The following is a 13,777-nucleotide window of genomic DNA, read 5'->3' as shown; positions in this document are numbered from 1 at the left end:
GTCCTCACGCCTTCTCCGGCCAAGGCGGCGTCGCCGAGCGTCCTTGTCCGCGGCACGGCAGACGGGTACGGAAACCCGGTCCTCAACCGGAGGCGGATCGGGGCTGCCGGGCGGCGATCAGTGGTCCGAGGACACGAGTGCCCGGGCCGACCCGGCCGCCGGGGCCGGGAAGCTGGGTGGTGTTGTCGATGGTGAGGGGCTCGCCGCAATGCGCACAGGCGGGCACCGCACTGGTGTCCTGGCCGCAGTCGAGATGGTGGACCCGGGCGGGCGGACCCGCTGGACCGGAGCACCACCGGTCGCCCCAGTTCATCAGGGCGAGCAGCACCGGGAAGAGGTCCTTGCCCTTCTCGGTCGCGCGGTAATGCTCACGGGCGGGCCGCTCCTGGGCACGGGTGCTCAAGCCCGGCGGCGTCCTCATGTACGACACCGTGAACCGCACACCGCTGTCCCGCCTGGTCTATCTCGGTGCCTTCCAGGGCATCCCCATGACTCGCATCATGCCGCCCGGCCGCCACGCGGCGAAACGCCTCCGGCCTCCGGCCGAACTGATCGAGATCATGGCTCGCCACGGGCTGCGCAACGAGGACGTCTGCGGCTTCAAGCCCAAGGATCCGCGCCGCCTCCTCACGGCCGCCCGCGCTCGCCGCCGCGGGGAGATCACCGATGAGGAGATCACGTCGATGGTCGACTTCGTCCTCACGCCGGACGGCCGTCCGCTGGTCACCTATCTCGGGTACGCCCGCAAATGCTGAGCGTCGAGTTACCGCCGCGAGCGAGGCCAAGGATTCGGCATCGCGCCCGCCGTGCTGACGCGGCTGAGGAGAGAGACGACCGGCCGATCGCTCAGGGCGCGGAACCGGCGATGGAGGCCATGTTGACCATCGCCTTCCTCAGCCCTGGGCGCCGAGGGCGTCGAGTTCCTGGACGCGAACCGCAGGCGTCGGATTCGGCCTCGCCTAGCGCGCCGGCATCTCAGAACGCCCGGTGGTACTGGTCCGGCAGGCGGGGCGTGGCGCCGAGTTCGCGGGCGGCGCGGTTGGGCCAGTACGGGTCGCGCAGCAGTTCGCGTGCGAGCAGGACGGCGTCGGCCCGCCCCGAGGCCACGATCTCCTCCGCCTGCCGGGGCTCGGTGATCTCCCCGACGGCGGCGGTGGGCAGATCGGTCTCGGCCTTGACCATGGCCGCGAACGGCACCTGGTAGCCGGGGCCGGTGGTGATCCGCGCCTTGGACGCGTTGCCGCCGGACGAGGTGTCCAGCAGGTCGACGCCGTGCGCCAGCAGTTCCTTGGCCAGCCGTACGGTGTCGTCCGGGGTCCAGCCCTCGCGCTCGTCCTCGGGGTTCTCGGTCAGCCAGTCGGTGGCGGAGACGCGGAAGAAGACCGGCAGATCGTCAGGCCACACCGCCCGTACGGCGTCGACGACCTCCAGCGCGAACCGGATGCGGTTCTCGAACGAGCCGCCGTAGGAGTCGGTACGGCGGTTGGTGTACGGCGACATGAACTGGTTGATGAGGTAACCGTGCGCGCCGTGGATCTCGACCACCTGGAACCCGGCGGCGAGCGCCCGCCGCGCGGCGGCCACGAAGTCCTCGACCAGCCGGTGGATCTCGTCCACGCTCAGCTCGGCCGGGGTGGTGTGGTCGCCGGTGAACGCGAGCGCGCTCGGTGCGACGGGCCGCCAGCCGAGTTCCTCATCGGGGGCGATCGGCCCGCCGCCGCGCCATGTCCGGTCGGTCGAGGCCTTGCGGCCGGCGTGGGCGAGCTGGATGCCGGGCACCGCGCCGTGGTCCCGCAGGAAGCGGGTGATCCGGGTGAAGGCCTGCTGCTGCCTGTCGTTCCAGAGGCCGAGGTCGGCGGCGCTGATCCGTCCCTCCGGCGTCACCGCGGTGGCCTCCACCAGGATCAGGCCGGCCCCGCCGATCGCCCGAGCGCCCAGGTGAGTGAGATGCCAGTCGGTCGGCACGCCCACGTCCGGCCCCGCGTCCGCCGCGGAGTACTGACACATCGGAGCCATCCAGACCCGGTTGGGGATGGTCAGGCCCCTCAACGTCAAAGGCTCGAACAAGGCACTCACAGCCGGGCTCCTTCGGGACGGCAGGTCGGTGTGCTCACGCACCCCTCATCACGCTAGTACGATAGTCGCCGTACTACGGGGAATGTCAAACTACGGCGACAATCGTACAATCGTGGAACCTGCTCCGAGGGGGACATCGCGTGCCGACCGCAACCACCAGGCCTCTGGACCATCCAGCGCTCGAGGAGATCCGGCTGGAGTCGGTGCTGCACGCGCTGGCCGACCCGATGCGCCTTCAGGTGGTGCGGTTCCTCGCCACGATGGGCGAGGGCGAGGGAGCCGCGTGCTCGGCCATCGACCTGGCGGTCAGCAAGTCGACCGTGACCCACCACTTCCGGGTGCTCCGCGAGGCCGGCGTGGTCAGCCAGGTCTATCAGGGCACGGCGAAGATGAACGCCCTGCGCCGCCGGGACCTCGAAGCGCTCTTCCCGGGCCTGCTCGACACCGTGCTCGCCGCCGACGCGGCCGAACGCCGACGCGTCGGCTGAAACCCGCGAAGCCCGAAGCCCCTTCACTGAGACACGTTCCCCGAGGCACGTCCGCTGAGGGACGTCGCCGAGCGTGGCCGGTTCCGGCTGGGGTTCCAGATCGTTATCCGCACGTCGCTAACCGTTTGATCGATTATGCAATGGTTTGATCCGTCCGCCATTACTGCCGGCGTGCGCCGCGGCTTCAGGAGGCCTGGTGTCATCTGCGAGCGAAACCCCCGCGTCCTCTGTGCGATCCCGGCCGGTGGGCCGCCGGGCGGTGCTCCTCGGCGGCGCCGCGGTCGCGGGCGCCGGCCTGCTGGACGTCCGCGCCGCCCACGGAGACTCCGTACGGCAGGATCCGTTCGGGATCGGCGTCGCCAGCGGTGATCCGTTGCCGGACGGGGTGGTGCTGTGGACACGCCTGGTCGCCGATCCCTTCGACGCGGCCTCGATGGGCGCCCGGCCGGTTCCGGTCGCGTGGGAGGTCTCGAGCGACCCGCGCTTCGCCAGGCCGGTGCGGCGCGGTACGGCGGTGTCGCGCCCCGAGTTCGCCCATTCCGTGCACGTCGACGTCCGCGGGCTGAAGCCCGACCGCGAGTACTGGTACCGGTTCCGTACCGGCCGGCACGTGAGCCCCGCCGGTCGTACGCGCACCGCTCCGGCCGCCTCCTCCCGCCCCCGTGGCCTGCGGATGGGAGTGGTCAACTGCCAGGACTGGCAGAACGGCTACTGGCCGGCGTACTCGGGCCTCGCCGAGGAGGACCTCGACGTGGTCCTGCACCTCGGGGACTACATCTACGAGTACGACCCGAGCGGCGTCTACCCGGACCGGTTGCACACCACCCCGCAGACCCTGGGCCTCGACCAGCTGAGCACCCTCGCCGACTACCGGGCACGGCATGCGCAGTACAAGACCGACCCGGCGCTCCAGCAGGCGCACGCCGCGTTCCCCTGGATCGTCACCTGGGACGACCACGAGGTGGAGAACAACTACGCGGGCCTCGTCGACGAGATCGACGACACCGGAGCGCGGCATCAGGACGCGCGGCGGTTCGCCCGCCAACGGGCGGCGGCCTACCAGGCCTACTACGAGCACATGCCGTTGCGACGGACTCCGGTGCGCGGCTCGGCGAGCTACCGGCTCTTCCGCCGGTTCGACTTCGGCGACCTGCTGCGCCTCAACGTGCTCGACACCCGGCAGTACCGCACCGACCAGCCGGGCGGGCACTCACAGGACTTCGGCCCGATCCAGGACGGCCTCGACAACGCCGAGGGCACGCTCACGGGCGCCGTGCAGGACAGGTGGCTGACCAAGGGGCTGGCCTCCTCCCGCGCGCGCTGGAACGTCATCGCCCAGCAGGTGATGATGAGCCAGATCAGGTTCCCGAACTTCCTCGACCCGGCTCACCCGCTGCCGCCGATCGCCAACCTCGACCAGTGGGACGGGTACGACCCGGCGCGGGCCCGGCGGCTTCGCTTCCTGCGCGACGCGTCGATCTCCAACCCGGTCGTGCTGGCGGGCGACATCCACTCGTCCTGGTTCAGTGACCTGCGCATCGACCGGGACGATCTGAGCAGCGCGCCGGTCGCCGTCGAGTTCACCGCCACCAGCGTCAGCTCCGACTTCCCGATCGCCTTCGACGCGCCGCTCAAGGCCCTCAACCCCACCCTGAACCCGCATGTCCGCTACTTCGACGGCTCGCGCCGCGGCTATCTGCGGATGAACATCGACCGGCAGCGGTGGCTCGCCGAGGCCCGCACCGTCGACACCATCGCCACACGCACCAGCCCGGTCCGCACCACCGCCTCATGGGCGACCGTGAGCGGCCGGCCGGGCCTGGTCCCCGCCTGACCCGGGTGGCCCGGCCTCGGCTCGACAGGGCTCGGGGCCGGGCGCCTCCCGGGGGCCGGGACCTCGTTCACACCCAGACCATGTACCAGGCCTTCGGGCCGCTCGAGAAGCCCGCGGGAAGGCCGTCGGGACTCGGGTCGTTGCTCTCGGCATAGAGCTCGGCCAGCGCGCCGGCACCACGCGGGGGCCAGCCGATGTTCTCGTCGATCGCGCCGATGAAGTGGAAGATCCCGCCGTACGCGGCCACGTTGAGCGTGTGGCCGGCCTCGTGCCCGAGTACGTCTCCGCGATCCAGGGACGCGGTCCGGTTGATGTAGATGAAGTTGCCGAGGTTGTAGCCGTCCGACCCGATCGGCTCGGTCAGCCCTCCCTGTGTGACGATCGCGCCGGTGGGCCAGTCGACGCGAACGGCGCTGATCTGCGCCTTCTGCCAGTCGCCCCCCCTCCCCCCGGGAACGATGCGGCTGTACCCGGCGGCCATGGCGTTGAAGAGGAAGAAGGACAGCCCGACGCCGGTCGCGATCCAGGACATCGGCGCGAACCAGCTCGACCAGCCGAGAACGGGCCTCATGAAGGAGAGGTTGAACTCCTCGCCCTCGAACGCGAACATGAGGCCGATCATGGCCGGCACACCCGCGCCGAGCGCCAGGTTCAGCCCGCCGTTCAGCCCGATCAGGAACCCGCGCGCGAACTCGCCGAGCGGGGTGCCGCCCGCGGAGCTCGCGACGACGTAGGCGACCGTGACCATCCCGATCCCCAGTGCCATGCCCGCCAGCAGCCCGAACCCGAACGTGTAGGCGACCACGACCCCGGCCGCGATGACACCGGCGATGGCGCCCACGACACTCCAGAACGACAGGCCCGTCGGGTCGGCGTTGTTCATCGGGTCGTTGCCAACGTAGGCGTACGGGTGGAACGCGCGCGGCGTCGTCAGGTACCGCTCGGGGCGCAGGACCGCGATGGGGTCGGGCTGAAGGAAGCGCGCCGTGACGGGGTCGTAGTGGCGGCGCTGCATGTAGTACAGGCCCGATTCGGCGTCGAACGCGTGCGAGCCGAAGCAGCGCTGGTCGATCTCCCCCACGCTCGCGGCGACGTTGCCGAACGGGAGGTAGGCGATCGCCGCCACCTTGGCGCCCGCCTCATCGGTGAAGAACGCGGTGGTGCCCAGGGGGTCGGGGTGTACGTAGCGAGTGCCGTCCGGCTGAAGGACGGCGACGCGCAACTGCCCGACCCGCGCGAAGAGTGTCGGCGTGCCGTCACGGATCTCGGCGTGCTCGCCCACGAAGAAGGTACGTGTGACCGTTCCCCGGCCGTCGTCGACCACCTTGGAAACGCGGGCGCCGAACGGGTCGTAACCGTACTCCGCCACGAGCCCGGCGCCGTCCTCGAAGCGCTGAAGCGCCTGCTTGTAGTCGTAGGTGAAGCGCTGGGCACCGCGGCTCGTGACGTTCCCGTTCAGGTCGTGGGCGACGGCCTCTAGTGCTCCGCCGGCCTGCGTCACGCCGGTCAGGCGGTAGGCGTGGCCCGGGTCGTCGTGGTGCAGCGCGGCGCCGGTGTCGCCGTACGCGGTGAGGTTGTAGTGGCGGTCATAGGCGTAGGCGAGTGCGGGGGCGCTGCCCTCCTTGACCTCACGCAGCTGCTGCAACGCGTCGTAGGAGTATTCGCGCACACCGGCGCCTCCCGGTGTGGCGTCGTCGCTACGGGTCAGCAGGCCGCGGTCGTCGCGGTCGTAGGTCACGTCGTGCAGGGCCTGGCCCGCCGGCCCGTTCGTGCGCTGGCCCTCGACCCGGCCGGGCCCGGGCCCGTAGCCGACCTCGGTCACGACGCCGTTGGCGTAGCGAAGCGCGGTCGGCAGCCCGCGGGGGTCGTAGGAGATCTCGTCGAGGATCCCCGGGATCGCGCGCACCCAGCCGTTGGACGTCAGCTCGCGCGCGATCCGGCGACCGTCGGTGTGCGTCACGGCGAGCTCACGGCCGAGGCCGTCGTACTCGAAGGAGAGTCTCTCGGTGCGAGCGCCGTCGAACCCGTACTCGTGCCGCTCTATGCGGCCGGCGGCATCGTAGGTGAAGTCCTGGCGGCCGCCGGGGTAGGTCACCGAGGCGATCCGGCCGAACGCGTTGCGCGCCGGGTCGTCGTAGGTGAACTCCTCCACGACCGAGCCGGCCAGGGTGAGCCGCACGAGGCGGCCCTGGGCGTCGATCTCCGCCCGCAGGTCGTTGCCGTTCGCGTCGGAACTGCCGACGCCGGCGCCGCGTGCGTCGTAGTACACACGGCGGCGGCCGCCCTCCCGGTGGTCGGCCACGAGCCGCCGGCCCATGCGGTCGTAGGTGTACGTGCCCAGCGTGCCGGAGTCGTCGTGGACGGCCAGCAGGTCGCCGGCGGGGCCGACCTCGAAGCTCGTGCGCGTGACCGCCCCGTCGCCGAGCTCCTGCACGACGCGGGTGCGGTCGCGGAGCACGTCGAACTCCTCGCGGCGCGGCGTGTCCGCCCGGCCCGCGTCACGGAGCACGACCTCGAAGGGCCGGTACTCCACGCGCGAGGCCCCTGCGCCGAAGTCGGCGGTCCGCACGACCCGCCCGCGGGCGTCGTAGCGCATCGCGCGGTGGGGGCGTCCGCTCGTGTCGGGCCGCGTGAAGCCGAGCGAGGTCGCCTCCCTGGGCTCGTACTCGCGGCGAACGTCGCCCCAGGGGTTGCGCAGGCCCAGCGCCGACACCAGGACGCGACCGGGCTCGGCCTCGACCCGCTGCTGGAACTCCCTGCCGTGGCCGTCGAAGTAGGTCACGGTGACACAGGCGTCGTGAGCGGCGGCCGAGGCCCGGAACGTGGCCGTGCGCGCGTTGGGCAGTGATCGGTCGTCGTAGGCGTACGTGCGCGGCGGAGCGGCGGGATCGTCGCCCGGACGCAGGCTGGTGGTGACGCGGCCCTGGGCGTCGTAGGTGAAGCCGGCCACCTTGCCGTCCGGGTACTCGATCGATGTCGGCTGCCCGAGGGCCCGGTCATAGACGTAGCGCGTCTCGCCCAGGCCGTCGCGCGCCAGCGTCGGGAACAGCCCGTCAGGGTCGTACTCGTAGGTCTCCTCGTGGCCTAGGGCGTCGCGGCGGGCGACCTTCACCCCCCGCGCGTCGTAGGCGCAGCGTTCACTGTTCGTGAGCACGGACGGCGTGCCGTCGGCGTCCGTGCCGGTGTGGTAGCCGAGTTCTTCAACGTCCATCCCCTCGTAATGGAGGGTGAACTCGCTGTCGGAGAGCACGAGCTGCTCCTCGCGTACGAGCAGCCCGCGGTCGGCCTCGCCCAGCGGCAGGCCGGCGAAGTCCGGCGCGTCGTAGTAGCGGCGCCGCTCGCGCACGATCGCCCCGGCACCGTCGCGCTCGACGATGCGAGCCGGCAGTCCGATCAGATGGCGCACGGCGCTGGTCGCGTACTCGACCTCCGTCACGAGCACCCGCTCAGGCTGCTCGACACCGTCGCGCACACCGTAACCGCGGGTCGTCTCGCGGGTCACGTTGCCGTGGGCGTCGTACTCGTAGGTCCGCTCTTCACCGCGCACGTCGTCGGTGCGCTCGCGGTCCTCGGTGCGGTGGGCGGTGACGATCACGAACGCGCGTGGCCGGGCCGCGCGCCGCGCCACCGGCAGCGATTCCAGCTCGTAGTCGGACTCCTCGACGCGATAGGGCCGGTTCTCGTCCGGGGTGCCGTCGAGCGCGAAGACCTCGCTGCGCTCCAGCATCCCGTTGAGTTCGACGTGCTCGCGGCCGTGGCCGGGCGCTCGCTCCTGGTCCATCAGGAAGTGGGAGACGGTCAGGGTGTCAGGCCTGCTCTCGTCGCCGCGCTCGACCCGCTCGGTGCGCCGGAACCCCTGGAATTGCCGCGTGGACGGCGCGAAATGGCCCTCGTGGTAGCTGTACTCGACGACGGTCTCCTGGCCGGAGACCGCGTCCACCTCGCGGGTGGAGGCGACGACGGCCAGCGGGAACGGGAGGTTGGTCGCCCAGAGGACGCCCTGGTCGGCGTCGCGCAGGTAGTCCTCGACCGCCGAGCGGTAGGTCAGCTCGGAGCGCAGGCCGCTGCCGTTGTCGACCGAGATGAGCACGTAGGGCGGCGCGTCGGGCGCGAACTCGAGCTGGACGTAGGCCGGGCGGCCGAACCGCAGGCTGCACCAGAGCAGCCCGGCGCCCGCGCGGCCCTTCATGTTCGCGGGACACAGCGTCCCCGGCAGCACACCGGGGACCGGTGCGATCCGCGCGGGCTCGGAGAATTCGCGACCGTTCCGGTTGATCGCCACGTCGACCGCGTTCCCGGCCACGCGTACCAGGTCGGTGCACCCGTCGCCGTTGGCGTCGACGAGTACGACGCTCCCCGGGTCGGAGGTGAGGCCGCGCAGGCGTGGGCTGGAGGCCATCTCCACGCGCGCCCCGAAGCGACCGTCACCGAGCCCCGGCCAGTACTCGACGCGGCCTGAGGCGATGCGCACGATGTCGAGAAGGCCGTCGCCGTTCATGTCGGCGAGACGGACGAGCGGGTCGGCGAAGTCGACCCCCACCGGGCCGTCCGCGTGCTCGACCGGCCGGTGGAGCGGCTCGGACCAGCCGTCCGGGCCGCCGTTACGCCATACGGTGAAGCCCGTCGTGTCGCTGGCGATCGCGTCGACGCGACCGTCGCCGTCGACGTCCATCAACCGCACCGTCCCGGAGCTCCACGGTGGTGCCGCGGCGTGTCCGCGCGGATAGGCGACGAACCGGGCCCAGCCGTCGTCGCCACCGTTCTCGTAGTAGCCGTGCACCGGCTGGACGCCGGCCACCAGCATGTCCGCCGTGCCGGAGCCGTCGGCATCGGCGAACAGCACGCCGCTTTCGCCGAACGAGCCGATGGTCGGGGTCTCGGCCACCGGGCGCGCCCGGCCCCAGCGCCCGTCGCCGCGGTTGGGCCAGTACCACTGCTGCCCGCCCGTGACCTGCAGCACGCCCGGAAGCGGCGCCCGATCGAGCGTGACGAGTGCCGTGTCAACGGCGTCCAGCGTGGGCGGTGCGGCGGCGGCGGCCGGTGGCTCGATGAAGCTCACCCGCGCCGCTCGCTGGTCGAACGGCGCGTAGCCGAGGCGGACGGGCGCGCGCGTGACGTCCTGTGAGCCGTCGGCCGCGCCGCCGTGCGAGGTCAGTGTGATGGCCACGAGCAGCGACACGCCGCAGACCGGGTCCTGCTCGTACGACAGGCTCCACGTCCGGGTGCACCGCTCCGACTCCGTCCCCGGGTCCACGAACAGCTCGATGCGATGGCAGCGCCGGGCCAGCGTGCGCAGGAAACCGGCCCGGGCGTCCTGACGTACGTCGGGACGCTCCTCGTAGACGAAGCGCAGCTCGTAGGCCGCCCAGCGGATCGTCGCCGGGTAGGCGAGGCCGCCATCGCGTTCGTACTCGTGCTCGATGGTGTTGCCACAAGCGTCGATCGAGCGCTCGACCAGCCATTCCTGCACGCGGCCCGGATGGTCCGGATCGGCGACGCGGCCCGCCTCTGTGAGGCCGCACTCGTGCACGACTCCGGTGCGCTCTTCGACCAGCCAGCCGGCGGCCGACCGCCGGTAGCGCGTGAACGCGCTCTCTCGGGCGGCCGCGTACGAGCCGTCGGGGGTCTCGACCAGTTCCTGGCCGCCGTCCAGGAACCGCTCGGCGACCTGTGTCCCGGGCAGGCCGAAGTCCAGGCGGCGCGCGATCGAGCGCGGTGCGAGGCGCCACCCGAGCCCGAACAGGCCGAGGCCGTTGCCGTGTGCGTACTCGAGCGCGACCTTCGCGCCGTGCCCTGCCCGGCCCTCCGGGAGCGGAAGTTTGTACGAGTAGACGCCCTGACCGGTGTTGAGGTTGATCGAGAATGCCTCACCGAGGCCGGTCGCCGCGCCGTTTCCCGATGGCGGGGCCGTGACGCCTGTGCGCGTCTCTGGAGTGGACATCGAGCCCCTCTTATCGGTAGTCGAACGTGTACTCGACGAAGATCAGGAAGTCGCGGAGCCCGGCCAGGTCGAGCCGGCCCCCCCGCACGAGTCGCGGGTTGTCCTCCGCGGTGATGCGCACCGTCCAGCGATCGAGCAGCGGCTCGTCGTACAGGGGCGCGATGCCCTCCACCTCGCCGCCGGCGCTGGTGGTGAGCACGAGCTCCTCGCCGTGCTCCGCGGAGGCGAGGCGCAGCGTGAGACCGCCCACCATCGCCGCGTCACCCGTCAGCTTGAGCACGACCTCGGTGCGGCGGCGGCGCTGCTGATTGGACGGGAACATCGCGCCCGTGAAAGCGATCTCCGCGTTTCCGTTGCTCTTCAGGTAGAACAGCTCGTCCGGCAGTTCCATCGCCAGTGAGATCGACCGCGCGGACGCGCCCGTGGTCGGGAGCGACGCCTTGACGCCGGCTTCGAGCGCCGGGCTGAAGTAGCCGTCGTAGTAGATGACGAGCTGTGCGTCCAGCAGGTCACCGATGTCGAAACGGTTGGCTCCCGGCGGCAGTTCGAGCTGCCACAGCGTGTCGATGCCATTCAGCTCGAACGCCTTGAGGTCGTTGGGGTTGAAGCGGAACAGCAGCGCGTCGCCGCGGATGCTGTACTGCGAGAGCGGCATCACGTCGGCCGGATAGGTGCGCGCGACGATCGAGCCGTCCGCGCGGCGGAACTTCGACACCCCGACGTTGCGCAGCGAGCCGGCGACGATCGCGGAGCCGGTGATGCCGACCAGCGCGAGCTCCACGTTGCGCAACTTGCACAGGTACATGCCCGGGTGCTCACGGTCGAAGCTCGCGAACTCGGTGGGGAACCTGCATACTCCGCGCGTACGCAGCTGCTGGAACGCCATCGGGTACGCGTCAGCGATGCTGATCACCTTCTTGACCGGCAGCTTCTTCGAGGTGACCGTCGTGATGTGGTCGGCGGTGAACGCGTCGATGTCGGCCAGCAGCCGGTCCGCGCCCAGGAGCCCGCCCACGCCGGCGTCGGTGTAGTCGTAGCGGATGAGCTGGAGCCCGCGTTCGGTCTCCGCGTTGTATGCGCGCTCCACCAGCAACGCGATCTCGATCGCCAGGTCGAGGTAACGGCGGGTCAGCGCGCCCGCCTGCGCCGCGAGGTCGAACCACAACCGGGCGCTGAACTCACGCATGTCGAGGTGGTCGCGGTTCTCCTCGGCATAGGTCTGCTGGAGCCCGGCGATCGCGATCCGCTGCTCGGCCACCGTGACCCGCGCCTGAGCCTGCGCCAGCTGCGCCGCGGCGATGTCCATGGCGGCCTCGGCCTCGGCCACCACCCGGTCGAGCCGCGCGGCCTCCATCTCCTGGGAGATGAGCGTGCGCTGGGTGAGGAGAAAAACCATGATCAGGTCCACCCCGATGGGGTAGGCGGCCCATGCCTCCGCCTGGGCCAGCTGGAGGAGCGCCCAGCGGACGTCGTCGAAGTCGTCCGCTGCCTGGATCGCACCGGCGAGCTGGACCTCGGCGTAGTCCAGGCCGGCCTGCGCCACGTCGACGCCCGCCTGCGCCTCGGCGAGGCCGCGCTGCTCGAGCACGACCGCCTCCGCCGCGACGTCGGCCTGCTGGTCGAGCTGCGTGCGCTGCAGCTCCTGGTTCTCGGCCGTGCTCTTGAACAGGATGTAGCGCTGCTCGATCTGCGAGGCGCTCTGTGCGAAGTACCGTGCGGTGCTCTGCAGGTACTCCCAGCCGAACGGCGCGAGGTAGCCGGGCGCGAGACCGAAGAAGTTCAGTCCGGCGGCGATCTGGTCGAGCTTGGCCTTCGCGCCGAGCACGCGGGTGGCGAGCTCCGGATCCTCCTCGACCTTGGCCGCGTCGGTGGCGAGGAGGGCCTCGACCCGGCCTTTGACGCCGGTGAAGCTTGCGTCGGCGTAGAGCGGGGACTTGGCGTCGAGTGTGCCGTCGGTGCGTACGACCCTCTCGTAGTGCGCCTTCGCACCGGCGAACGCGGTGGTCGTGTCGCGGGCCGCACGGTAGGCGGCGTCTCCCATCGCGACGTAGACGCCGGCCAGCTTCGTCCACAGCTCCACGGCCTCGTAGACCAGGTTGAGGTAGGGATAGGAGAGGATGCCGAGGTAGGTCCGCTCGGCCTCCTCGAGGTTTCCGAGGCCCGCCAGGCAGTCGCCGATCGCCATCGGGACGACGAAGAAGTACATGTGCGGCAGGTAGGCGACCATCTGGGTCGGTGTGGCGGCGAACCCCGTCACCACGGCCAGGTCGCTGGTCGCCGCGACCAGTTCGAGCAGCCGCCGCATGCCGGTGCCGTCGAGTTCGAGCTCGACCCGGTCGTGCACGTTCTGTACGACATAGGACTTGGTGGGCTCCGCCGCGGCCACATACCGGGCTGCGACGAGCATCGCGTCGTCGCTCGACGCCGAGGAGATCTGCGCGGCGCCGCTGCGAGCCGATCCGCGGCCCGGCGTCGCGCCCGCCGGGCCGCGGCCTGGGTGACGTTCCGGGCCGGGCGTCCGGGTGACCGGCGTCCAGGCGATGCCCGCGCCGGTGCTCGTGCGCGCGACGACGATCGGGGCGAGGTTGTGCGTCGCGCGCAGGTGATCGGCCTTCTCGGCGCTCTGCCCGGCCAGCTCCGCCTCCCCGCCGCGCCGGTAGACGCCGGCCATGGTGTCCAGTGCGCGCACTTGGGCTTCGACGCTGCCGCCGCGTTCCAGCAGTTCGAGGCTGTCGGTGCCGAGCGCGACGGCCCGGTCGTGGTCGTCGGCCTTGTCGGCCAGCACGGCCATGTCGTGCAGCAGCACCCCCCGAACCAGGGGCTCGTCCTGCGGCGCGCTCTTCAGCGCCGTCTCGTAGTGCTGAAGAGCGGCGTCCCAGCGTTCAGCCGTGGCCTCGACGCCGGCCAGTCCGAGCCTGGTGAGGATGGCGTCGTGGAACGAGGTGACGATCAGCCCGCTTCGGGTGACCGGTTCGAGCCTGCGCCGCATACCGGCCGGCAGTTTCGAGCTGTCGGCGATCAACGACGGCGGGAACGCGTAGTCGCGAGGGGTCGTCGCCTGCAACATCGCGCCCGCCTGCTCGGCGAGGATGTCGACCAGCTCGAGGTCGTGCGGCAGGCCGAGGCCGACCACGTTCGGGTCAACCGGCAGCTCCGGATGGGCCGTGTTCAGGATCAGCAGCTGAAGTTCCTCGAAGGCGCCGAGCGCGAGCCCGTACTCCTCGTGATGCAGGTGTTCCTCGCCCTTGAGGAAGAGGTCGTAGACGTCCTGCTCGAAGCCGGACTCCGGGGTCTCGACCTCGTAGACGGCACTGGCAGGTGGGCTGTGGGGGGCGATGCGGCAGGAGTACCGGCGCTCGGCCATGTAACCGGGAACGGCCATGTGATAGGTCCTTGCTCGGAAGGCAGGGGCCGAGCGTAGGTACGGCCCGGGCGCCG

7 protein-coding genes are annotated in these 13,777 nt (G+C 71.1%); 3 read left to right on the top strand and 4 right to left on the bottom strand.

Features of this window, described 5'->3' with window-relative positions; translation table 11 throughout:
• Positions 1 to 82: 82 nt before the first annotated feature.
• The gene (locus tag HKK72_RS28160) at positions 83 to 403 is read right to left on the bottom strand and encodes a winged helix-turn-helix transcriptional regulator (protein ID WP_261987270.1); all 321 of its coding nucleotides are present in this window, start codon (positions 401 to 403) and stop codon (positions 83 to 85) included.
• Here HKK72_RS28160 and HKK72_RS28155 point away from each other — a divergent pair.
• Positions 396 to 755: a hypothetical protein gene (locus HKK72_RS28155; RefSeq protein ID WP_222721232.1), complete on the top strand. Its 360-nt coding sequence runs from the start codon at positions 396 to 398 to the stop codon at positions 753 to 755. The genes HKK72_RS28160 and HKK72_RS28155 overlap by 8 nt on opposite strands.
• A 220-nt stretch (positions 756 to 975) precedes the next feature.
• On the opposite strand, the gene HKK72_RS28150 is transcribed toward HKK72_RS28155, so the two are convergent.
• Positions 976 to 2,076: an NADH:flavin oxidoreductase/NADH oxidase gene (locus tag HKK72_RS28150; RefSeq protein ID WP_187237460.1), complete on the bottom strand. Its 1,101-nt coding sequence runs from the start codon at positions 2,074 to 2,076 to the stop codon at positions 976 to 978.
• A gap of 140 nt (positions 2,077 to 2,216) precedes the next feature.
• Between HKK72_RS28150 and HKK72_RS28145 the strand changes: the two genes are divergently transcribed.
• Positions 2,217 to 2,564: an ArsR/SmtB family transcription factor gene (locus HKK72_RS28145; protein WP_187237459.1), complete on the top strand. Its 348-nt coding sequence runs from the start codon at positions 2,217 to 2,219 to the stop codon at positions 2,562 to 2,564.
• 196 nt (positions 2,565 to 2,760) lie between these two features.
• Positions 2,761 to 4,398 (top strand): alkaline phosphatase D family protein, encoded by a 1,638-nt coding sequence (locus tag HKK72_RS28140; RefSeq protein ID WP_222721229.1) that lies wholly within the window; start codon positions 2,761 to 2,763, stop codon positions 4,396 to 4,398.
• Between the two features lie 67 nt (positions 4,399 to 4,465).
• Here the strand turns inward: HKK72_RS28140 and HKK72_RS28135 are convergent, their stop codons facing one another.
• A complete protein-coding gene (locus HKK72_RS28135; protein WP_187237458.1) occupies positions 4,466 to 10,339 on the bottom strand; it encodes a toxin TcdB middle/N-terminal domain-containing protein in 5,874 nt (1,957 codons plus the stop codon).
• A 10-nt stretch (positions 10,340 to 10,349) separates the two neighbouring features.
• Positions 10,350 to 13,721, bottom strand: a complete 3,372-nt coding sequence (locus tag HKK72_RS28130; RefSeq protein WP_187237457.1) for a hypothetical protein — start codon at positions 13,719 to 13,721, stop codon at positions 10,350 to 10,352.
• Positions 13,722 to 13,777 lie beyond the last annotated feature (56 nt).

It is taken from the genome of Actinomadura sp. HBU206391 (assembly GCF_014323665.1).
In the GTDB taxonomy this organism is placed as follows: Bacteria; Actinomycetota; Actinomycetes; order Streptosporangiales; family Streptosporangiaceae; genus Actinomadura_C.
This window is presented reverse-complemented; position numbering and strand designations above follow the sequence as displayed.

Coding starts and splice junctions, on each gene's coding strand:
- HKK72_RS28130 (WP_187237457.1), bottom strand. CDS start 13,721: ATGGCCGTTCCCGGTTACATGGCCGAGCGCCGGTACTCCTGCCGCATC.
- HKK72_RS28135 (WP_187237458.1), bottom strand. CDS start 10,339: ATGTCCACTCCAGAGACGCGCACAGGCGTCACGGCCCCGCCATCGGGA.